Annotated in this window: 18 protein-coding genes, 4 tRNA genes and 1 riboswitch; of the genes, 17 read left to right on the top strand and 5 right to left on the bottom strand. The window is 60.0% G+C overall.

Annotated elements, in window-relative coordinates:
• Positions 1–168: 168 nt before the first annotated feature.
• From ND528_RS12960 to astE, 7 genes are all read left to right on the top strand, one after another.
• Positions 169–1,389 carry an aspartate aminotransferase family protein gene (locus ND528_RS12960; protein WP_263470479.1) on the top strand — a complete coding sequence of 407 codons (1,221 nt, stop codon included), beginning with the start codon at positions 169–171 and terminating at the stop codon, positions 1,387–1,389.
• Positions 1,390–1,635: 246 nt separating this feature from the next.
• A complete protein-coding gene (gene aruF, locus ND528_RS12965) occupies positions 1,636–2,655 on the top strand; it encodes an arginine/ornithine succinyltransferase subunit alpha (protein ID WP_024014015.1) in 1,020 nt (339 codons plus the stop codon).
• 51 nt (positions 2,656–2,706) lie between these two features.
• Complete coding sequence (gene astA, locus ND528_RS12970) at positions 2,707–3,732, top strand: arginine N-succinyltransferase (protein ID WP_024014014.1); 1,026 nt, start codon at positions 2,707–2,709, stop codon at positions 3,730–3,732.
• Complete coding sequence (gene astD / locus ND528_RS12975; protein WP_263470603.1) at positions 3,729–5,198, top strand: succinylglutamate-semialdehyde dehydrogenase; 1,470 nt, start codon at positions 3,729–3,731, stop codon at positions 5,196–5,198. The genes astA and astD overlap by 4 nt, the downstream gene beginning before the upstream one ends.
• A gap of 138 nt (positions 5,199–5,336) precedes the next feature.
• Positions 5,337–6,683, top strand: coding sequence for an N-succinylarginine dihydrolase (gene astB, locus ND528_RS12980; RefSeq protein ID WP_130912331.1), 1,347 nt, complete (start codon positions 5,337–5,339; stop codon positions 6,681–6,683).
• Between the two features lie 57 nt (positions 6,684–6,740).
• Positions 6,741–7,031 (top strand): hypothetical protein, encoded by a 291-nt coding sequence (locus ND528_RS12985; RefSeq protein ID WP_016773591.1) that lies wholly within the window; start codon positions 6,741–6,743, stop codon positions 7,029–7,031.
• A gap of 12 nt (positions 7,032–7,043) precedes the next feature.
• On the top strand, positions 7,044–8,051 hold the full coding sequence (gene astE / locus ND528_RS12990; RefSeq protein WP_263470480.1) for a succinylglutamate desuccinylase: 1,008 nt from the start codon (positions 7,044–7,046) through the stop codon (positions 8,049–8,051).
• 116 nt (positions 8,052–8,167) lie between these two features.
• Here the strand turns inward: astE and ND528_RS12995 are convergent, their stop codons facing one another.
• Positions 8,168–8,677, bottom strand: a complete 510-nt coding sequence (locus tag ND528_RS12995) for a 6,7-dimethyl-8-ribityllumazine synthase (protein WP_263470481.1) — start codon at positions 8,675–8,677, stop codon at positions 8,168–8,170.
• A gap of 103 nt (positions 8,678–8,780) precedes the next feature.
• A riboswitch (FMN riboswitch) is annotated at positions 8,781–8,952 on the bottom strand.
• Positions 8,953–9,228: 276 nt separating this feature from the next.
• On the opposite strand from ND528_RS12995, the gene ltaE reads away from it, so the two are divergent.
• The 7 genes from ltaE (at position 9,229) to ND528_RS13030 (ending at position 15,189) form a co-directional block, all read left to right on the top strand.
• On the top strand, positions 9,229–10,233 hold the full coding sequence (gene ltaE / locus ND528_RS13000) for a low-specificity L-threonine aldolase (RefSeq protein ID WP_217878692.1): 1,005 nt from the start codon (positions 9,229–9,231) through the stop codon (positions 10,231–10,233).
• Positions 10,234–10,379: 146 nt separating this feature from the next.
• Positions 10,380–12,995, top strand: a complete 2,616-nt coding sequence (gene alaS, locus ND528_RS13005) for an alanine--tRNA ligase (RefSeq protein WP_263470482.1) — start codon at positions 10,380–10,382, stop codon at positions 12,993–12,995.
• A gap of 90 nt (positions 12,996–13,085) precedes the next feature.
• A complete protein-coding gene (locus ND528_RS13010; protein WP_016773595.1) occupies positions 13,086–14,327 on the top strand; it encodes an aspartate kinase in 1,242 nt (413 codons plus the stop codon).
• A 187-nt stretch (positions 14,328–14,514) separates the two neighbouring features.
• The gene (gene csrA / locus ND528_RS13015; RefSeq protein WP_002554426.1) at positions 14,515–14,703 is read left to right on the top strand and encodes a carbon storage regulator CsrA; all 189 of its coding nucleotides are present in this window, start codon (positions 14,515–14,517) and stop codon (positions 14,701–14,703) included.
• 62 nt (positions 14,704–14,765) lie between these two features.
• A tRNA-Ser gene (locus tag ND528_RS13020) sits at positions 14,766–14,856 on the top strand.
• 107 nt (positions 14,857–14,963) lie between these two features.
• Positions 14,964–15,040 (top strand) — tRNA-Arg (locus tag ND528_RS13025).
• A 72-nt stretch (positions 15,041–15,112) separates the two neighbouring features.
• Positions 15,113–15,189: transfer RNA gene (locus ND528_RS13030), tRNA-Arg, on the top strand.
• A 19-nt stretch (positions 15,190–15,208) separates the two neighbouring features.
• Here ND528_RS13030 and ND528_RS13035 read toward each other — a convergent pair.
• The gene (locus tag ND528_RS13035) at positions 15,209–15,721 is read right to left on the bottom strand and encodes a cell envelope protein SmpA (RefSeq protein WP_263470484.1); all 513 of its coding nucleotides are present in this window, start codon (positions 15,719–15,721) and stop codon (positions 15,209–15,211) included.
• 321 nt (positions 15,722–16,042) lie between these two features.
• Here ND528_RS13035 and mgtE point away from each other — a divergent pair, with 321 nt between their 5' ends.
• On the top strand, positions 16,043–17,485 hold the full coding sequence (mgtE, locus tag ND528_RS13040) for a magnesium transporter (RefSeq protein WP_016773597.1): 1,443 nt from the start codon (positions 16,043–16,045) through the stop codon (positions 17,483–17,485).
• 256 nt (positions 17,486–17,741) lie between these two features.
• Here mgtE and ND528_RS13045 read toward each other — a convergent pair whose 3' ends face one another.
• Complete coding sequence (locus ND528_RS13045) at positions 17,742–18,068, bottom strand: Arc family DNA-binding protein (protein WP_003178899.1); 327 nt, start codon at positions 18,066–18,068, stop codon at positions 17,742–17,744.
• 388 nt (positions 18,069–18,456) lie between these two features.
• On the opposite strand from ND528_RS13045, the gene phnN reads away from it, so the two are divergent.
• A complete protein-coding gene (phnN, locus tag ND528_RS13050; RefSeq protein ID WP_263470485.1) occupies positions 18,457–19,026 on the top strand; it encodes a phosphonate metabolism protein/1,5-bisphosphokinase (PRPP-forming) PhnN in 570 nt (189 codons plus the stop codon).
• On the opposite strand, the gene ND528_RS13055 is transcribed toward phnN, so the two are convergent.
• Positions 19,001–19,180, bottom strand: coding sequence for a PA3371 family protein (locus ND528_RS13055; RefSeq protein ID WP_016773599.1), 180 nt, complete (start codon positions 19,178–19,180; stop codon positions 19,001–19,003). The genes phnN and ND528_RS13055 overlap by 26 nt on opposite strands.
• 20 nt (positions 19,181–19,200) lie before the next feature.
• Entirely contained in the window at positions 19,201–19,434 is a 234-nt protein-coding gene (locus ND528_RS13060) for a hypothetical protein (protein WP_041479268.1), read from the bottom strand.
• 298 nt (positions 19,435–19,732) lie between these two features.
• Here ND528_RS13060 and ND528_RS13065 point away from each other — a divergent pair.
• Positions 19,733–19,809, top strand: a tRNA-Arg gene (locus tag ND528_RS13065).
• Positions 19,810–19,814 lie beyond the last annotated feature (5 nt).

Genomic DNA, 19,814 nt, shown 5'->3' on the forward strand with positions numbered 1-19,814 from the left:
AACTGCGCCTTTGCGACGCTATATGTCGCATTGCCGTAAACCCGGGAAAATCCGGGGTTTGCGCTATAAGAAGTTGTCGCTTGGCGACAAGGCCGGGCACCCAACTGTCCTTACAATCCCCTCATCGCTCGCCAGTTCCAGGCGGGTGTTCCTCTTCAGGAGACTCCGATGTCCGTTGAGCACGCTGCGGTACAACGCGCCGATTTCGACCAGGTAATGGTTCCCAACTACGCGCCTGCCGCTTTCATTCCGGTGCGTGGCGCCGGTTCCCGGGTCTGGGATCAGGCCGGCCGCGAGCTGATCGACTTCGCCGGCGGGATTGCCGTCAACGTCTTGGGCCACGCGCATCCGGCGCTGGTCGGTGCGTTGACCGAACAGGCGAACAAGCTGTGGCACGTGTCCAACGTGTTCACCAACGAACCGGCCCTGCGTCTGGCGCACAAGCTGATCGACGCCACGTTTGCCGAGCGTGTGTTCTTCTGCAACTCCGGCGCCGAAGCCAACGAGGCCGCGTTCAAGCTGGCCCGTCGTGTCGCATTCGACCGTTTCGGCACCGAGAAATACGAAATCATCGCCGCGCTGAACAGCTTCCACGGCCGTACCCTGTTCACCGTCAACGTCGGTGGCCAGTCGAAGTATTCCGACGGTTTCGGTCCGAAAATCACTGGCATCACCCACGTTCCCTACAACGATCTGGCCGCACTGAAAGCCGCGGTGTCCGAGAAGACCTGCGCGGTTGTGCTCGAGCCGATCCAGGGCGAGGGCGGCGTACTGCCGGCCGAGCTGGCTTACCTGCAAGGTACCCGCGAACTGTGCGACGCGAACAACGCGCTGCTGGTGTTCGACGAAGTGCAGACCGGCATGGGCCGCAGCGGCAAGCTGTTCGCTTACCAGCATTACGGCGTGACGCCGGACATCCTCACCAGCGCCAAGAGCCTGGGGGGCGGTTTCCCGATCGCGGCGATGATGACCACCGAAGCGCTGGCCAAACATCTGGTCGTCGGCACCCACGGCACCACCTACGGCGGCAACCCGCTGGCCTGCGCTGTCGCCGAAGCGGTGATCGACGTGGTCAACACCCCTGAAGTGTTGAACGGCGTGAACGCCAAGCACGACAAGTTCAAGACCCGCCTGCAACAGATCGGCGAGAAATATGGCCTGTTCACCCAGGTGCGTGGCCTCGGTCTGCTGATCGGTTGCGTGCTCAGCGAAGCCTGGAAAGGCAAGGCCAAGGACATCTTCAACGCCGCCGAGCAGGAAGGCCTGATGATTCTCCAGGCCGGCCCGGACGTGATCCGTTTCGCCCCGAGCCTGGTGGTGGAAGATGCCGATATCGACGCAGGTCTCGACCGCTTCGAACGTGCTGCGGCGAAGTTGACGCAAGCCTGATGGACCTTTCGGCGCCTGAACCTTTTCAGGCGCCGAACCAATTTTTGATACCGGGCACATTCACCTGTTGGATTGAACCTGTGGTGAGGGGATTTATCCCCGATGGGCTGCGCAGCGGCCCCAGATTTTTGGGGGTGCTTCGCCCCCCAGCGGGGATAAATCCCCTCGCCACAAGTCCCATTCCTGCATCGATCTTTATGTGGGCCCGGTTTTTTCTGTGAATTTTGAAGAGAAAGGAGTGACACCATGCTGGTGATGCGCCCCGCGCAAATGGCTGATCTGGGCGAGGTACAGCGTCTGGCTGCGGACAGCCCGATTGGTGTCACTTCCTTGCCGGATGACGTGGAACGTCTGAGCGACAAGATCGCCGCGAGCGAAGCTTCGTTTGCCGCCGAAGTGAGCTTCAACGGTGAAGAGAGTTACTTCTTTGTCCTTGAAGACTCGAGCACCGGCAAACTGGTCGGCTGCTCGGCCATCGTCGCTTCCGCCGGTTATTCGGAGCCGTTCTACAGCTTCCGCAACGAGACCTTCGTTCACGCCTCCCGCGAGCTGAAGATCCACAACAAGATCCACGTGCTCTCGCAGTGCCACGACCTGACGGGCAACAGCTTGCTGACCAGTTTCTACGTGCAGCGCGAGCTGGTCGGATCGCCATGGGCCGAGCTCAATTCCCGTGGCCGTCTGCTGTTCGTCGCCAGCCACCCGGAGCGTTTTGCCGACTCGGTGGTGACCGAGATCGTCGGTTACAGCGACGAGAATGGCGACTCGCCGTTCTGGGATGCGATCGGGCGCAACTTCTTCGACCTCAACTACGCCGAAGCCGAGCGCCTGTGCGGGCTGAAAAGCCGCACCTTCCTCGCCGAACTGATGCCGCATTACCCGATCTACGTGCCGCTGCTGCCGGATTCCGCCCAAGAGGCGATGGGCCAGGTGCACCCACGGGCGCAGATCACTTTCGACATCCTGATGCGCGAAGGTTTCGAGACTGATCACTACATCGACATCTTCGACGGCGGCCCGACCCTGCATGCGCGGGTTTCCGGGATCCGTTCGATCGCCCAGAGCCGCGTAGTGCCGGTGAAGATCGGCGAGCCGGTCAAAGGCGCCGGGCGTCAGTATCTGGTGGCCAACGCACAGTTGCAGGATTACCGCGCGGTGTTGCTGGAGCTGGATTACGCGCCGGGCAAACCGGTGACGCTGGATATGGAAGCAGCCGAAGCCCTGGGCGTCGGTGAAGGTGCCAGCGTGCGCCTGGTGGCGGTTTAACGCCTTAGCGAGTTTCACGGGTGGCGCGAGCGGCCCGTTTGAGGAGATAGCATGATTGTTCGTCCCGTACGCAGCAGCGATTTATCCGCGCTGATCGACCTGGCCCGCAGCACCGGCACCGGCCTGACTACCTTGCCGGCCAACGAAGAGCGCCTGACCCACCGGGTCGGCTGGGCCGAGAAGACCTTTCGCGGCGAAGCCGGGCGTGGCGATGCCGACTATCTGTTCGTGCTCGAAGACGATGACGGCCGCGTGGTGGGCATTTCCGCCATCGCCGGTGCGGTCGGCCTGCGCGAGCCCTGGTACAACTTCCGCGTCGGTCTGACCGTCAGCGCTTCGCAAGAGCTGAACATCTACCGCGAAATTCCGACGCTGTTTCTGGCCAACGACCTGACCGGCAATTCCGAGCTGTGCTCGCTGTTCCTCCACGCCGATTACCGCAACGGCCTCAACGGCCGCATGCTGTCCAAGGCGCGCATGCTGTTCATCGCTGAGTTCCCGGAGCTGTTCGGCAACAAGATCATCGCCGAAATGCGTGGCGTGTCCGATGACGCCGGGCGCTCGCCGTTCTGGGAAAGCCTCGGCCGCCATTTCTTCAAGATGGAATTCAGCCAGGCCGATTACCTGACCGGCGTCGGCAACAAGGCGTTCATCGCCGAACTGATGCCGAAATTCCCGCTGTACACCTGCTTCCTCTCGCCGGACGCGCGCAACGTCATCGGCCAGGTGCACCCGGACACCGAACCGGCACTGGCGATGCTCAAGAGCGAAGGCTTCAGCTATCAGGGTTACGTCGACATCTTCGACGCCGGCCCGGCCATCGAATGCGAAACCAGCAAGATCCGCGCGGTGCGTGACAGCGAAGCGCTGGTGCTGGCCGTCGGCACGCCGGGCGATGACGCCACGCCGTTCATCATCCACAACCGCAAGCGTGAGGATTGCCGCATCACGGCTGCACCAGCGCGACTGGCTGCGGGCACCCTGGTGGTCGATCCGCAGACCGCGAAACGTCTTCAACTCAGCGCCGGCGATCAGGTTCGCGCCGTGGCGCTGTCCGCTGCACGGGAGTCGAAATAATGAATTCGCTATACATCGCAGGTGAGTGGCTGGCCGGTCAGGGCGAAGCCTTTCAATCTTTGAACCCGGTGACCCAGCAAGTGCTGTGGGCGGGCGAGGGCGCCACTGCCGCGCAGGTCGAATCGGCGGTTCAGGCTGCTCGCCAGGCGTTTCCTCAGTGGGCACGTCGCACCCTCGAGGAGCGCATCAGCGTCCTCGAAGCTTTTGCTGCTGCGTTGAAAAACCACGCTGACGAACTGGCTCGCACCATCGGCGAGGAAACCGGCAAACCCTTGTGGGAAGCTGCGACTGAAGTGACCAGCATGGTCAACAAGATCGCCATTTCGGTGCAGAGCTACCGCGAGCGCACCGGCGAGAAGAGCGGCCCACTGGGCGACGCCACCGCCGTATTGCGCCACAAGCCCCACGGCGTGGTCGCGGTATTCGGCCCTTACAACTTCCCCGGTCACCTGCCTAACGGTCATATCGTCCCGGCGCTGCTGGCCGGTAACAGTGTGCTGTTCAAGCCCAGCGAACTGACGCCGAAAGTCGCCGAGTTGACGGTCAAGTGCTGGATCGAAGCCGGTCTGCCGGCAGGCGTGTTGAACCTGCTGCAAGGCGCGCGGGAAACCGGTATCGCGCTGGCGGCGAACCCGGGTATCGACGGTCTGTTCTTCACCGGTTCCAGCCGCACCGGCAATCACCTGCACCAGCAATTCGCCGGTCGCCCGGACAAGATTCTTGCGCTGGAGATGGGCGGCAATAACCCGCTGGTGGTCGATCAGGTCGCTGATCTGGACGCGGCGGTGTACACGATCATTCAGTCGGCATTCATCTCTGCCGGCCAGCGCTGCACCTGCGCCCGCCGTCTGCTGGTGCCGCAAGGCGCGTGGGGCGACAGCCTGCTCAAGCGTCTGGTTGAAGTCAGTTCGACCATTCAAGTCGGTGCCTTCGATCAGCAACCGGCACCGTTCATGGGCTCGGTGATTTCCCTCGGCGCGGCCAAAGCCTTGATGGATGCGCAGGAACAACTGCTGGCCAACGGCGCGGTGGCGCTGCTGGAAATGACTCAGCCGCAAGCGCAATCGGCTTTGCTGACCCCGGGCATTGTCGATGTGACGGCCGTGGCCGAGCGTCCGGACGAAGAACTGTTCGGGCCGCTGCTGCAAGTGATCCGCTATGCCGATTTCGGCGCGGCGATCACTGAAGCCAACAACACCGCTTATGGACTGGCCGCCGGTTTGCTCTCCGATTCCGAAGCGCGTTACCAGCAGTTCTGGCTGGAAAGCCGCGCCGGCATCGTCAACTGGAACAAACAGCTGACCGGCGCCGCGAGCAGCGCGCCATTCGGCGGCGTCGGCGCCTCGGGCAACCACCGCGCCAGCGCCTATTACGCAGCGGATTACTGCGCGTACCCGGTGGCCTCGCTGGAAACCCCGAGCCTGGTGTTGCCTGCCTCGCTGACACCCGGCGTGAAAATGGCGTAGCGCCCATTCGCGAGCAGGCTCGCTCCCACAGGGAAATGCATTCCAGTGTGGGAGCGAGCCTGCTCGCGAAGGCCGCGCCTCGGTCTTAAAGAATAGTTACTGAAGCCTATAACAACAGATTCTCGTGGAGCCTCGCTGATGAAATCCTATGAAGTCAATTTTGACGGTCTAGTGGGGCCGACCCATAACTACGGTGGTCTGTCCTACGGCAACGTCGCCTCGCAGAGCAACAGTCAGCAATCCTCGAATCCGAAGGAAGCGGCGCTGCAAGGTCTGGCGAAGATGAAAGCGCTGATGGACATGGGCTTTCAGCAAGGCGTGCTGGCTCCGCAGGAACGTCCTGATGTGGCCGCGCTGCGTCGCCTGGGCTTCAGCGGGACTGACGCGCAAGTGATCGAACGCGCCGCCAAAGAAGCGATGCCGCTGCTGGTCGCCAGTTGCTCGGCGTCGAGCATGTGGGTGGCCAACGCCGCCACGGTCAGCCCGAGTGCCGACACCGCTGACGGCCGCGTGCACTTCACCGCCGCCAACCTCAATTGCAAATACCACCGCAGCATCGAACACCCGACCACCAGTCGCGTGCTCGGCGCGATGTTCGCCAATCAACAGCACTTCGCCCATCACGCCGCTTTGCCGGCAGTGGCGCAGTTCGGCGACGAAGGCGCGGCCAACCACACGCGTTTCTGCCGTGAATACGGCGAAGCGGGCGTCGAGTTTTTCGTGTTCGGCCGCAGTGCGTTCGACAACCGCTTCCCGGCGCCGCAGAAATACCCTGCACGCCAGACCCTCGAAGCCTCGCAAGCCGTCGCGCGTCTGCACGGTCTGCGTGACGAAGGCGTGGTCTACGCGCAGCAGAACCCCAACGTCATCGATCAGGGCGTGTTCCACAACGACGTGATCGCCGTGGGCAATGGTGAAGTGCTGTTCTATCACGAGGACGCGTTCCTCGAGACCGACAAGATGCTCGCCGAACTGCAAGGCAAACTGGCCAAGGTCGGCGGTAACTTCCAGTCCGTTTGCGTGCCGCGTTCGGCAGTCAGCGTCGATGACGCGGTGCGTTCCTACCTGTTCAACAGCCAGTTGCTCTCGCGTGCCGATGGCTCGATGCTGCTGATCGTGCCGCAGGAATGCCAGGCCAACGAACGCGTCTGGGCTTATCTGCAAAGCCTGACCAGTTCCGGCGGGCTGATCCGCGAAGTGAAGGTCTTCGATCTCAAGCAAAGCATGCAGAACGGCGGTGGCCCGGCGTGCCTGCGTCTGCGTGTGGCGCTGAATGAAACCGAACTGGCGGCGGTCAACCCAGGCGTTATCATGACGGCCCCGTTGTACGGTTCGTTGACCGCATGGGTTGAAAAGCACTACCGCGACCGCCTGAGCGAAACCGACCTGGCGGACCCGCAGTTGCTGCTTGAATGCCGGACGGCACTGGATGAACTGACGCAAATCCTTAAACTGGGCGCGGTTTATCCCTTCCAGATCAATTGATCGCCGGCGCGCTGCCTGAACGCGGCGCGCGGCGTGTCACCCCAAGAGAGTAAAAACATGAGCGATTCCCTGCAGCTGATCCTTGAAGACACCGACGGCACGCAATTGCAAACCTCGTGCACCCGCGTCGCGGTGATGTGGCAAGGCAAAGAGCTGTGGATCCAGCAGGACGGCCGTGGCCAGCTGCTGATCGGCGTGGACGTCGAGGAAGGTGACGAAGAGTACGCCAACCTGCTGCTGCGCCCATTGGCGACTAATCTGGTAAGTCTGCAACTGGAAATGGAACCGGCTGACCTCGGCGCTGACGAGGATCACGTACACGGCCCGGATTGCAACCACGACCACTAAGGAAACCGCTCTATGCTCGCCCTCGGCAAACTGCTTGAACTGACCCTCGCCGGCCGCGAACCGGCGGAGAAGACTCAACTGACTGTCGAAGGCGTGCGCATGCGCTGGTTGAGCGAAGGGGCGCTGGAAGTGCGGCCCCCGGAAGCGCGCGACAATGGCCTCGACCTGCTGCTGTCGGCAGGCATCCATGGCAATGAAACCGCACCGATCGAGTTGCTCGATCGGTTGCTGCACGACATTGCACGCGGCGATCTCAAGCCGCGCGCACGCATTCTGTTCCTGTTCGGCAACCCGGAAGCGATTCGCAAGGGCGAGCGTTTCGTCGAGCAGGATGTCAATCGGCTGTTCAACGGCCGCCACGAACAAAGCAGCGGCTCGGAAGCGTTGCGCGCCTGTGAGCTGGAACGGCTGGCGGCGAGTTTCTTCAGCAAGCCCGAGCGCGAGCGTCTGCACTACGATCTGCACACCGCGATTCGTGGGTCGAAGATCGAACAGTTCGCCTTGTACCCGTGGAAGGAAGGGCGCCAGCATTCCCGCCGCGAACTGGCGCGCCTGCGCGCCGCCGGCATGGAAGCAGTGCTGTTGCAGAACAAACCATCCATCGTCTTCAGCTCGTACACCTACGACAAACTCGACGCCGAGGCTTTCACCCTGGAACTGGGCAAGGCGCGGCCGTTCGGGCAGAACGACGGCGTCAACGTCTCACTGCTGGAAACCCGTCTGAAGCAGATCATCGAAGGCACTGAGCCGGAGACAGAAGCAGGGCTGGACGGTTTGCAGCTGTTCAGCGTGGCGCGGGAAATCATCAAGCACAGCGATGCGTTCCGCCTGAATCTGCCGGCGGACATCGAGAACTTTTCCGAGCTGGAACCGGGTTATGTGCTGGCCGAAGACCTGGCCAATACCCGCTGGGTGATCGAAGAGCAGGGCGCACGGATCATCTTCCCCAACCCCAAGGTCAAGAACGGCTTGCGCGCCGGCATCCTGATCGTCCCGGCCACAGACGAAAACCTCGCCTGAGTTCACCACATCCCATGTGGGAGCTGCCGAAGGCTGCGATCTTCTGATCTTGCTCTTGAAGATCAAAAGATCGCAGCCTCGTTTCACTCGTCAGCTCCTACAGGTTTTGCCGCGTCCTAGACCGCTACAGCGCGCGGCTCGGTGCGGCGCAATGCGCGAATCTTCTGCAACGTATCCGCGCAAGTCCGCGCTGCTTCCTGGCCCTTGTGCACAAAGTGCTCGAAGAAGAACTTCTGATGCTCTTCGCCCGAATGGAAGTGATGCGGGGTCAGCGACACCGAGAACACCGGCACTTCGGTTTCCAGCTGCACCTGCATCAGGCCGCTGACCACCGATTGCGCAACGAACTCGTGACGGTAAATGCCGCCGTCCACCACCAGGGCGGCGGCGACGATGCCGGTGTAACGGCCGGATTTGGCCAGCAGCTTGGCGTGCAGCGGCATCTCAAAGGCGCCGCCGACTTCGAAGAAATCGATGTCCGATTCCTGATAGCCCTGCACCAGCATTTCAGCGACGAAGCCTTTACGGCTCTGGTCGACGATTTCCTTGTGCCAGCAGGCCTGGATGAACGCGACGCGCTCGCCCTGTGGGTGTTTGCTTTTGCTGTCGATAGCGGTGGGTTGCATGTTCTGACTCCTGTTTGTGTGAAAAACAGGGCGTTATGAATCGAAAGGGATGCAAGGGTGCGAACGCAGGCACGGATGCACGCGGACGGCCCTTTGGCGTCGATCCCGTTCTCTCTTCATCCGGACTATGACCGTCGGCCCCGGGATCACACCGGGTCTGCTGACCTTGCCGACGCACCCGACTCAAGTCGTGTGCAACGCCAAGCGCTCGCGGGCTATGCGCATTGCGCGCAATTACCGCCGGTGGGGAATTGCACCCCGCCCTGAGAACGTTTGTGCCGCCCATAGGCGGGCGGCGGCAAGTTTGTAACACATATTTCCCGGCCATGCACATGACACTGTGGGAGCGAGCCTGCTCGCGAATGCGGCTTCACATTCAACGCATATGCTGACTGTTACTGCGCTTTCGCGAGCAGGCTCGCTCCCACAAGGATTGTGCTTTTTCCTGAGGGCGGTGATTTTTCCTCGGTCAAGGGTTGATTAATCTGCGCGATGACCGCAGTAATCCCACTTCACAAAGGGATTCCCCCTGCTGACCAGAGGCCAGGTTCATGAGTGTTATCGATCTTCGCAGCGACACCGTCACCCAACCGACTCCCGCCATGCTCGAGGCGATGACCGCAGCGGACACCGGAGACGATGTGTACGGCGAAGATCCGACGGTCAATCGCCTCGAGGCCGAACTGGCCAAACGCCTGGGCTTTGCCGCCGCGCTATTCGTGCCGACCGGTACCATGAGCAACCTGCTCGGCCTGATGGCGCACTGCGAGCGGGGCGACGAGTACATTGTCGGTCAGCAGGCGCACACCTATAAGTACGAAGGTGGCGGGGCGGCGGTGCTCGGTTCGATTCAGCCGCAGCCGCTGGAGGTGCAGGCCGACGGTTCACTGGATCTGGATCAGGTTGCGGCCGCGATCAAGCCTGACGATTTCCATTTCGCCCGCACGCGTTTGCTGGCGCTGGAAAACACCATGCAGGGCAAAGTGCTGCCGCTGGAATATCTGGCGCGCGCGCGACGCTTTACGCAGGAGCATGGCCTGCAATTGCACCTGGACGGCGCGCGGCTGTACAACGCGGCGGTCAAGCTCGGCGTCGATGCCCGCGAGATCACCCAGCATTTCGATTCGGTGTCGGTGTGCCTGTCCAAAGGCCTCGGCGCGCCGGTCGGCTCGGTGCTGTGCGGCTCCGAGCAACTGATCGGCAAGGCGCGGCGTTTGCGCAAAATGGTCGGTGGCGGCATGCGTCAGGCCGGGTTGCTGGCGGCGGCTGGCTTGTACGCGCTGGATCATCACGTCGAACGGCTGGCCGACGACCACGCCAACGCCCAGTTGCTCGCCGAGGGTCTGCGTGAGGCCGGTTTCGTCGTCGAACCCGTGCAAACCAACATGGTGTATGTGCAAATGGGCGACAAGGCCGCAGCACTCAAGGACTTTGCCGGCGAACGCGGAATCAGGCTCAGCGCCGCCGCGCGCTTGCGCATGGTCACGCACATGGACGTCAGCCGCGCGCAAATCGAACAAGTGATCGCGACATTCGTCGAGTTTTCACGCAAGTGACAGCGTCAGCCGTCCAATTGACCGTTTCTATCGTATAAACACGCTGTACCCCGCGCGCAGGGCCGATATAATGCGGCCCTTTGCCGTCGCTTCGTCTCATGACGTTTCGAACAGGCCTTTGGCCGCAGCCTCCGTGGAAGAACCTAATGAAAAGCGCAGAAATCCGTGAAGCCTTCCTTCGCTTCTTCGAAGAGCAAGGCCACACCCGTGTAGCCTCCAGCTCTTTGATTCCGGGCAACGACCCAACCCTGCTGTTCACCAACGCGGGGATGAACCAGTTCAAGGACTGCTTCCTGGGCCAGGAAAAACGTGCGTACACCCGTGCCACCAGCAGCCAGAAATGCGTGCGCGCCGGCGGCAAGAACAGTGACCTGGAAAACGTCGGTTATACCGCGCGTCACCACACGTTCTTCGAGATGCTCGGTAACTTCAGCTTCGGCGACTACTTCAAGCACGACGCGATCACCTTCGCCTGGACCTTCCTCACCGGCGTGCTCAAGCTGCCGAAGGAAAAGCTCTGGGTCACTGTCTACGCCACCGACGACGAAGCGTATGACATCTGGACACAGAAAATCGGTGTGCCAGCCGAGCGCATGATCCGCATCGGCGACAACAAGGGCGCGCCTTACGCTTCCGACAACTTCTGGACCATGGGCGATACCGGCCCGTGCGGCCCGTGCACCGAGATTTTCTACGACCACGGCGAGCACATCTGGGGCGGCCCGCCGGGCTCGCCGGAAGAAGATGGCGACCGCTACATCGAAATCTGGAACAACGTGTTCATGCAGTTCAACCGCACCGCCGACGGCGTGTTGCATCCGTTGCCAGCGCCGTCGGTGGACACCGGCATGGGCCTGGAGCGGATCAGTGCGGTGATGCAGCACGTCAACTCCAACTACGACATCGACCTGTTCAAGTACCTGCTCAAGGCTTCGGCTGAAGCGATCGGCTGCGAAAACGGCGATCAGTCGTCGCTCAAAGTCGTCTCCGACCACATTCGTTCCTGCGGTTTCCTGATTGCCGATGGCGTGCTGCCTTCCAACGAAGGTCGCGGTTACGTGCTGCGCCGGATCATCCGTCGCGCCTGCCGTCACGGCAACAAGCTCGGCGCTACCGGCAGCTTCTTCTACAAGATCGTCGCGGCGCTGGTCGCCGAGATGGGCGAAGCCTTCCCGGAACTGCAGAAGCAGCAAAGCAACATCGAGCGCGTGCTCAAGGCTGAAGAAGAGCAGTTCTCCAAGACCCTGGAGCACGGCCTGAAAATCCTCGAGCAGGATCTGGCCGAGCTCAAAGGCACCGTGGTGCCAGGCGACGTGGTGTTCAAACTCTACGACACCTACGGTTTCCCGATGGACCTGACCGCCGACATCGCCCGCGAGCGCGGCCTGACCGTCGACGAAGCCGGTTTCGAGCGCGAGATGGAAGCGCAGCGTGTTCGCGCGCGTTCGGCCAGCTCGTTCGGTCTGGACTACAACACCCTGGTCAAGGTCGACGTGGCCACCGAGTTCACCGGTTACGCCGCCACCAGCGGCTCGGCGAAAATCGTTGCCATCTATAAGGATGGCCAGTCGGTCGACGTGCTGAGCGAAGGTCAGGAAGGCGTGATCGTGCTCAACCAGACGCCGTTCTACGCCGAATCCGGTGGCCAGATCGGCGACTGCGGTTTCATTCAGGCCGGCAGCAGCCGCTTCGACGTGCGCGACACCACCAAGACCGGCGGCGCATTCCTGCACCACGGTGTGCTGGCCGCGGGCAGCCTGACCATCGGCGCGCCGGTGGAAACCCATGTCGACGCCGAAGTGCGTCACGCCACCGCGCTGAACCACTCGGCGACGCACTTGCTCCACGCCGCGTTGCGTCAGGTGCTCGGCGAGCACGTGCAGCAGAAAGGTTCGTTGGTCGACAGTCAGCGCCTGCGTTTCGACTTCAGCCACTTCGAAGCGATCAAGCCTGAGCAGATCAAGCAGCTGGAAGACATCGTCAACGCCGAGATTCGCAAGAACTCCGCCGTTGAAACCGAAGAAACCGACATCGAAACCGCGAAGAACAAAGGCGCCATGGCGCTGTTCGGCGAGAAGTACGGCGACAGCGTGCGCGTGCTGAGCATGGGCGACTTCTCAGTTGAACTGTGTGGCGGTATCCACGCCAACCGTACCGGCGACATCGGCCTGCTGAAAATCATCAGCGAAGGCGGTGTGGCCTCGGGCGTGCGTCGTATCGAGGCAGTCACCGGTGCTGCGGCGCTGGCCTACTTGAACGCGGCGGAAGAACAACTCAAGGAAGCGGCCAGCCTGGTCAAGGGCAGCCGCGACAACCTGATCGACAAGCTCTCGGCGGTACTGGAGCGCAACCGTCTGCTGGAGAAACAACTCGAGCAGTTGCAGGCCAAGGCAGCCAGCGCGGCGGGCGACGATCTGTCGGCCTCGGCAATGGACGTCAAGGACGTGAAGGTGCTGGCCGCCCGTCTGGACGGTCAGGATGGCAAGGCGCTGCTGGCGCTGGTCGATCAGCTGAAAAACAAACTCGGCCGCGCAGTGATCCTGCTCGGCGGTGTCCATGAGGAAAAGGTCGTACTGGTTGCAGGTGTAACCAAGGACCTGACTGGCCAACTCAAAGCCGGTGATTTGATGAAACAGGCTGCTGCGGCAGTGGGCGGGAAGGGCGGTGGTCGTCCGGACATGGCGCAGGGCGGCGGTGTCGATGCCGCTGCGCTGGATGGCGCACTGGCGCTGACCGTTCCATTCGTCGAGCAGGCTTTATAAGACGGCTCGCCGGGCTCGCAGTCTAGTGGCGGGCCTGGCGACTGTTCGAAAGATTATTGGGCGCCCTTCATGGGCAGAGGCGGCTTTGAAATGGCTTTGATCGTACAGAAATTTGGAGGCACCTCGGTCGGCACTGTCGAGAGAATCGAGCAGGTCGCCGACAAGGTTAAGAAATTCCGCGATGCCGGCGATGACCTGGTGGTTGTGCTGTCTGCAATGAGCGGCGAAACCAACCGTCTGATCGATCTGGCCAAGCAAATCAGTGGCGAGGCGCAACCGGTTCCGCGCGAGCTGGACGTGATCGTGTCCACCGGTGAGCAGGTGACGATTGCCCTGTTGGCCATGGCGCTGATCAAGCGCGGTGTGCCGGCGGTGTCGTACACCGGTAATCAGGTGCGGATCCTGACTGACAGTGCGCACAATAAAGCGCGTATCTTGCAGATTGATGACCAGAAGATTCGCGGTGATCTGAAGGCCGGCCGCGTGGTAGTTGTCGCCGGTTTCCAGGGTGTCGACGAGCACGGCAACATCACCACCCTCGGTCGCGGCGGTTCCGATACCACTGGTGTGGCACTGGCTGCAGCGTTGAAGGCGGATGAATGCCAGATCTACACCGACGTCGACGGTGTCTACACCACCGACCCGCGTGTGGTGCCGGTCGCTCAGCGTCTGGACAAGATCACCTTCGAAGAGATGCTGGAAATGGCCAGCCTCGGCTCCAAGGTGCTGCAGATCCGTGCGGTGGAATTCGCCGGCAAGTACAACGTTCCGCTGCGCGTACTGCACAGCTTCAAGGAGGGTCCGGGCACCCTCATTACTATTGATGAAGAGGAAACCATGGAACAGCCGATCATTTCCGGCATCGCTTTCAACCGCGATGAAGCCAAGCTGACCATCCGTGGCGTGCCAGACACCCCGGGCGTGGCGTTCAAGATTCTCGGCCCGATCAGTGCCGCGAACATCGAAGTCGACATGATCGTGCAGAACGTCGCGCACGATAACACCACCGACTTCACCTTCACCGTGCACCGCAACGACTACCAGGCCGCACAGACCGTGCTGGAAAACACCGCTCGCGAGATCGGTGCCCGTGAAGTCGTTGGCGACACCAAGATCGCCAAGGTCTCGATCGTCGGCGTCGGCATGCGTTCCCACGCAGGCGTGGCCAGCCGCATGTTCGAATCCCTGGCGAAAGAAAGCATCAACATCCAGATGATCTCGACTTCGGAAATCAAGGTTTCCGTAGTGATCGAAGAGAAGTACCTGGAACTGGCCGTGCGCGCGCTGCACACGGCTTTCGAACTGGATGCTCCGGCCCGTCAGGGCGAGTAATCCGATTCTGTGAAGGGCGCGGTCTGACCGCGCCCTTTATTTTTGAATGGCGCGGGCCCCGGAACTGTTCTTTTGCTCGCGCTGGTCAATACTCAGGCATGTAGGGCTACGATCGCTGCGGTTGTAGGTCGGGTGCCTTTTTTTTGCAGACTGTTGTCCCTGAAATGAATGGCGTAAGGAGAAAGGTATGCTGATTCTGACTCGTCGGTGCGCGGAAAGCCTGATTATCGGTGACGGCGAAATCACCGTGACCGTGCTCGGCGTCAAAGGAAACCAGGTGCGTATCGGCGTCAACGCTCCGAAAGAGGTTGCGGTGCACCGTGAGGAAATTTACCTGCGTATAAAGAAAGAGAAGGACGAAGAACCAAGCCATTAATTTTTATCGATTTTTATGTTTGCAAACGGGGAAGAAGCTGGTTAATATACGCCCCGTGTTGCGGAGAGCTGGCCGAGTGGCCGAAGGCGCTCCCCTGCTAAGGGAGTACACCTCAAAAGGGTGTCGGGGGTTCGAATCCCCCGTTCTCCGCCATTATTTGCTTAGTACGTCGTAATCTGGCTTCTTCTGTAAGTTGTTGAAATTACTAGAAAAAGTGTTTGACATAGAGATTAGACGGCCTATAATGCGCGGCAACAAATGCACTCGTAGCTCAGCTGGATAGAGTACTCGGCTACGAACCGAGCGGTCACAGGTTCGAATCCTGTCGAGTGCACCATTTAAGAGTTATTTGCTGTAAGGTGAGTAACTCGGCTTCAGCCAGTTGTGGTCTGGTTTAAAAACACAAAATGCACTCGTAGCTCAGCTGGATAGAGTACTCGGCTACGAACCGAGCGGTCACAGGTTCGAATCCTGTCGAGTGCACCATATACCAAGAAGCCCGCGTTTAACGCGGGCTTTTTGCTGTCCGGGATTTGGCTTTTCCCTTCACACAGCCTCTTTCATCAAAATCAATTTGAGCACTGCGGCCTCGCTTGAGGTCGTAACGATAGCTCGTGGTCGACGTGCGAGTGTTGATCTTGTCGGGCTTGCCCAGTGCGCTTTCGACGTCCCGCTGGCTCATGCCGGCAATCACTCGCCGATTGATGATCGCTTCGCGCCGCTGTTTGTTATCGATCAGGTTTCCACATTTGTGTTCGATGCTGCCGACGATGCCCGGTTCGCGTCCGCTGTCTTTCATGCCGGTCGCGGCTTCGTGATTGAACTCCGGCATGATTGTGACCCAGCCGGGTGAATAGGGGTGGACCTCCTGAATTGAGAGTTGCTCGCCAGTTGCGCAGCTCATCGATGTGAAGGTGACGCCGCCGTCAGTGGCCTGGCAACGATGAAGTGTGGTGGCGTTGGCAGGCGTGATGTGGAGCAGGGCGGTCAGTAGATATAGCGCGGGTTTCGCTGGCATTCGATGTCCTCCATGACGATCTAAGCTCAAGGGTAGTCGCTGCTTTTTGCATTGCCGGTGTGTTTTCTTTTCAAGATGAGTCGTCGCATTTGCACGGGTCAGGCAGGTGCTCAGGTTTGTTTCGCAAGCGCTTGTTTCAGCCGTGATTTTTTCAACGTTTTAAACCGTCAGGCGTGTATCATTGCGCCCGTCAGCCCCGCCGGGGCTTATGGAAAACCTCCATGGACTTACCCAGTAGTTGTTCAGTAAACCGTTTCACCAATCATGAATTGACTGATTGATCCTTCCGGCGTGCCCCGCTGCTGGGAGTGGAGTTCGCCTATGTCCGAAATCGAAGTAAAGAAAACACAGGAAAGCCTGCAGGACCGCCTGGCTCAGGTCGTCGAGTTGCTGCAGCGCCAACGTGTCGTTGAAGACCTGACTCATCGCCAGGAAGGTCCGCACCACGACCGCGTGGAAAACCTGGTTCACCGGCAAAACCTCGTCGAGCTGCAACGCAAGCTCGATGATCTGCACTCCGCCGACGTAGCCTACATTCTTGAAGCCTTGCCGCTGGACGATCGTCTGACGCTCTGGCAACTGGTCAAGGCCGATCGCGACGGCGACATTCTTCTTGAAGTATCCGATTCCGTCCGTGAGACGCTGATCGCCGACATGGACGATCACGAGCTCCTGGCTGCGGCCAAGGACATGGACGCCGACGAACTCGCTGACCTGGCCTCCGAGCTGCCGCGAGACGTTGTCCATGAGCTGATGGAGAGTCTGGATAACCAGCAGCGCGAACGCGTGCGCTCGGCGCTGTCCTATGACGAGGATCAGGTCGGTGCGCTGATGGACTTCGAGATGGTGACGATCCGTGAGGACGTCAGCCTTGAAGTGGTCCTGCGTTACCTGCGTCGCCTGAAAGAGCTTCCTGGTCACACCGACAAACTGTTCGTGGTCGATTACGACGGCGTGCTCAAGGGCGTGCTGCCGATCAAGCGTCTGCTGGTCAACGATCCGGAGAAGCAGGTCGCGGAAGTCATGGCCAGCGATCCGGTCAGTTTCCACCCGGACGAAGATGCCTACGACGCCGCTCAGGCATTCGAACGTTACGACTTGATCTCGGCGCCGGTGGTCGACAAGAACGGCAAACTGATCGGCCGTCTGACCATCGACGAAATGGTCGACCTGATCCGTGAGGAAAGCGAAAGCGAAGTCCTCAACATGGCCGGTCTGCGCGAAGAGGAAGATATCTTCGCCTCGGTGTGGAAGTCCCTGCGTAACCGTTGGGCGTGGCTGGCGGTGAACTTGATCACTGCATTTGTCGCATCGCGGGTGATCGGTCTGTTCGAAGGTTCGATCGAGAAGCTCGTGGCACTGGCGGCGCTGATGCCGATCGTGGCGGGTATCGGTGGCAACTCCGGTAACCAGACCATCACCATGATCGTGCGCGCCATGGCGCTGGATCAGGTCAGCACCGGCAACACCTCGCGCTTGATGCGCAAAGAGCTGGCGGTCGGTTTGATCAACGGTCTGGTCTGGGGCGGGGTGATCGGTGTGGTCGCGTACATGCTCTACGGCAGTTGGTCACTCGGCGTGGTAATGACGGCGGCGATGACGCTCAACCTGTTGCTGGCGGCGTTGATGGGCGTATTGATCCCGATGACGCTGGCGAAAATGGGGCGCGATCCGGCGATGGGCGCCAGTGTGATGATCACGGCAATGACCGACAGCGGTGGCTTCTTCATCTTCCTCGGGTTGGCGACCATCTTCCTGCTCTGACCTCGTGCAATGAAAAGCCCGTCAAATCGACGGGCTTTTTTGTGCCTGCCAAACAGATATAAGCGCAAGTACAAGTAACCGTGGCGAGGGGATTTATCCCCGCTGGACTGCGCAGCAGTCCCATTGTTTTTGGGGCTGCCATGCAGCCCAGCGGGGATAAATCCCCTCGCCACACTCAATTGCCAAGCGGCCATCTGTCATATTGCGGGCAAAAAAAAGCCAGCAATCATGCTGGCTTCAATATGTTCGGTATAACTCAGGACGCGTCTGCGGCCATTTCTGCGTCGTGTGCGATCAGCGACACCAGGGCGTTCTGCTGACGGTGCGACAGCTGACGGAAGCGTTGCAACAGCTCGCGCTCGTGCAGCGACAGCTCCGGGCTGTCCAGGCGCATGCTCAGCTCTTCGCCCAGTGCGCCTTCCTGAATAAGACTCTGCTCAAGGCGCGCAATGATCTCGGAGTTCATGCTGCGATGATGATTGCGAGCCACCTCGGCAATGCGTTCACGCATTCCGTCTGGCAGACGTACGACAAACTTGTCAGCCGTACGGCTGGAATAAATTGCCTGTTTCAATGGGCGCATATATTTAACCGGTTAGTTCAGGGGAGCGGTTCTCGGGATTGGCCGCAGGATGTGTGGTAGGACAAGCATCCGGACCAATTGGTTCAACCTGAATTGTTAAGAGGCCGGCATCATGCCTCAAAATTGCCAGATCATTGGCGTCAATTCTGTGACAAATATTGAGCCGGGTAAAGGCGTAATGCCAGCACCAGTTGTCAGAAATGCGGACTGGTTGGAAAACTTTCCATCCTTCCGTATCGCTGCCCGCTTTTGAATGCACATCTGTTGATGTCCGAAAACTTCGGAACGTGCATGCTATGCGGCTCGCTATTCTTGATCCCTATGTGTACAGGATAGTGGCAATTTGCCGATTTACTAGAGGCAGGACCCGTCGGAGGGCGTTTTCGGGATGGATGGCAAGCTTTTTTACCTGATGGGGCCGTCCGGTTCGGGCAAGGACAGCCTGATTGATGCATCGCGTGAGCCACTGCGGGCGTTGAACTGTGAAGTAATGCGCCGGGTGATTACCCGCTCGGCGGAGTCCGTCGGCGAAGATGCAATTGGCGTGACGCCTGAAGAGTTCGAGCGGCGACAGCACGCCGGCGCTTTTTCCTTGGCCTGGCAAGCCAACGGCCTCTCCTACGGCATTCCAAGGGAAATGGATGAATGGTTGCAAGCGGGCCGGCACGTACTGGTTAACGGGTCAAGAGCGAACCTGCGTCAAGCAATGGAGAGGTATCCAACCCTGGTGCCGATTCTGCTGACAGTCAACGATGATGTCCTGCGCAAGCGCTTGCTCAGCCGAGGCCGGGAAACCCCTGGGCAGATCGATGCGAGGCTGGCTCGCAACGCACTGTTCAAAGACCGAAGATCCAGCGACAGCCCCGTTCATCAGATCGACAATTCTGCTGATCTTGCTGCAGCTGTCTCTGCATTACTCGAGGTGATCCGGCTCAACGCAGAACCGGATCGAACTTGATCTTGCGCCCTGCAATCAGCGCCAGCACGAACAGCACCGCAAACACGCCACAGCCAACCAGAGGCAAGGTGACTTCCGTCTCCTCGAACAGCGCCAGGTGGGTAACGCCACTCAGTAAAGCGAGGATCAGAAATCCTGTCGCCGATTTGGACATGTTGTACTCCTGAAGATATTTCAAAAAACCAGACGTTCGGTGATTGGCGCCGAGGCTTGCTCAGGCTCGCTGACCATTTGTGTAGAAGCGTCGCTGCGTTCACTCAACACTGCCCACTGCGGCGCTTTCTGCACTTGCAGGTAATGCGGCATGCGCTGCGCCACTGGCTGCTCAACGTCAGCCTTGGGAAAAAAATGCGATCCGAGCAAGAAAGCCAATGCCGCTGCGTTTGCAAGCAAGAGGGTGCTGTTCATGGCACGACGCTCCAAATTGTTCTTTTTGATAGAACAGGCATAGCAGCCGCCGTGCCAACAGTGTAACGGCTGATAAGTCCTTTAAAAACAAGGGTTTGGTATGTTTTTTCTGGCGACGCTGATTGCAATCTGCAATGACCGCATTTCCGCGTAGTGCAATTTGCCCGGTAAAAGTTCCCGCAATCTTCCAGGGCGTTTGCCTACACTTAAAAAGCCCTACGGACGACATGACAAAACAGGGGCCGGCCGTTAACATGCACGCCGTCTGTCGCGCCGCATACAGCCCGCGTCAATCAGTGTCTCAGTAGCTCAATTGGATAGAGCATCCCCCTCCTAAGGGGAAGGTTGCAGGTTCGAACCCCGCCTGGGACACCACCTCT

This window comes from Pseudomonas mercuritolerans (assembly GCF_025706525.1).
Taxonomy (GTDB): Bacteria; Pseudomonadota; Gammaproteobacteria; order Pseudomonadales; family Pseudomonadaceae; genus Aquipseudomonas; species Aquipseudomonas mercuritolerans.

Coding starts and splice junctions, on each gene's coding strand:
- ND528_RS12960 (WP_263470479.1), top strand. CDS start 169: ATGTCCGTTGAGCACGCTGCGGTACAACGCGCCGATTTCGACCAGGTA.
- aruF (WP_024014015.1), top strand. CDS start 1,636: ATGCTGGTGATGCGCCCCGCGCAAATGGCTGATCTGGGCGAGGTACAG.
- astA (WP_024014014.1), top strand. CDS start 2,707: ATGATTGTTCGTCCCGTACGCAGCAGCGATTTATCCGCGCTGATCGAC.
- astB (WP_130912331.1), top strand. CDS start 5,337: ATGAAATCCTATGAAGTCAATTTTGACGGTCTAGTGGGGCCGACCCAT.
- ND528_RS12985 (WP_016773591.1), top strand. CDS start 6,741: ATGAGCGATTCCCTGCAGCTGATCCTTGAAGACACCGACGGCACGCAA.
- astE (WP_263470480.1), top strand. CDS start 7,044: ATGCTCGCCCTCGGCAAACTGCTTGAACTGACCCTCGCCGGCCGCGAA.
- ND528_RS12995 (WP_263470481.1), bottom strand. CDS start 8,677: ATGCAACCCACCGCTATCGACAGCAAAAGCAAACACCCACAGGGCGAG.
- ltaE (WP_217878692.1), top strand. CDS start 9,229: ATGAGTGTTATCGATCTTCGCAGCGACACCGTCACCCAACCGACTCCC.
- alaS (WP_263470482.1), top strand. CDS start 10,380: ATGAAAAGCGCAGAAATCCGTGAAGCCTTCCTTCGCTTCTTCGAAGAG.
- ND528_RS13010 (WP_016773595.1), top strand. CDS start 13,086: ATGGCTTTGATCGTACAGAAATTTGGAGGCACCTCGGTCGGCACTGTC.
- csrA (WP_002554426.1), top strand. CDS start 14,515: ATGCTGATTCTGACTCGTCGGTGCGCGGAAAGCCTGATTATCGGTGAC.
- ND528_RS13035 (WP_263470484.1), bottom strand. CDS start 15,721: ATGCCAGCGAAACCCGCGCTATATCTACTGACCGCCCTGCTCCACATC.
- mgtE (WP_016773597.1), top strand. CDS start 16,043: ATGTCCGAAATCGAAGTAAAGAAAACACAGGAAAGCCTGCAGGACCGC.
- ND528_RS13045 (WP_003178899.1), bottom strand. CDS start 18,068: ATGCGCCCATTGAAACAGGCAATTTATTCCAGCCGTACGGCTGACAAG.
- phnN (WP_263470485.1), top strand. CDS start 18,457: ATGGATGGCAAGCTTTTTTACCTGATGGGGCCGTCCGGTTCGGGCAAG.
- ND528_RS13055 (WP_016773599.1), bottom strand. CDS start 19,180: ATGTCCAAATCGGCGACAGGATTTCTGATCCTCGCTTTACTGAGTGGC.
- ND528_RS13060 (WP_041479268.1), bottom strand. CDS start 19,434: ATGAACAGCACCCTCTTGCTTGCAAACGCAGCGGCATTGGCTTTCTTG.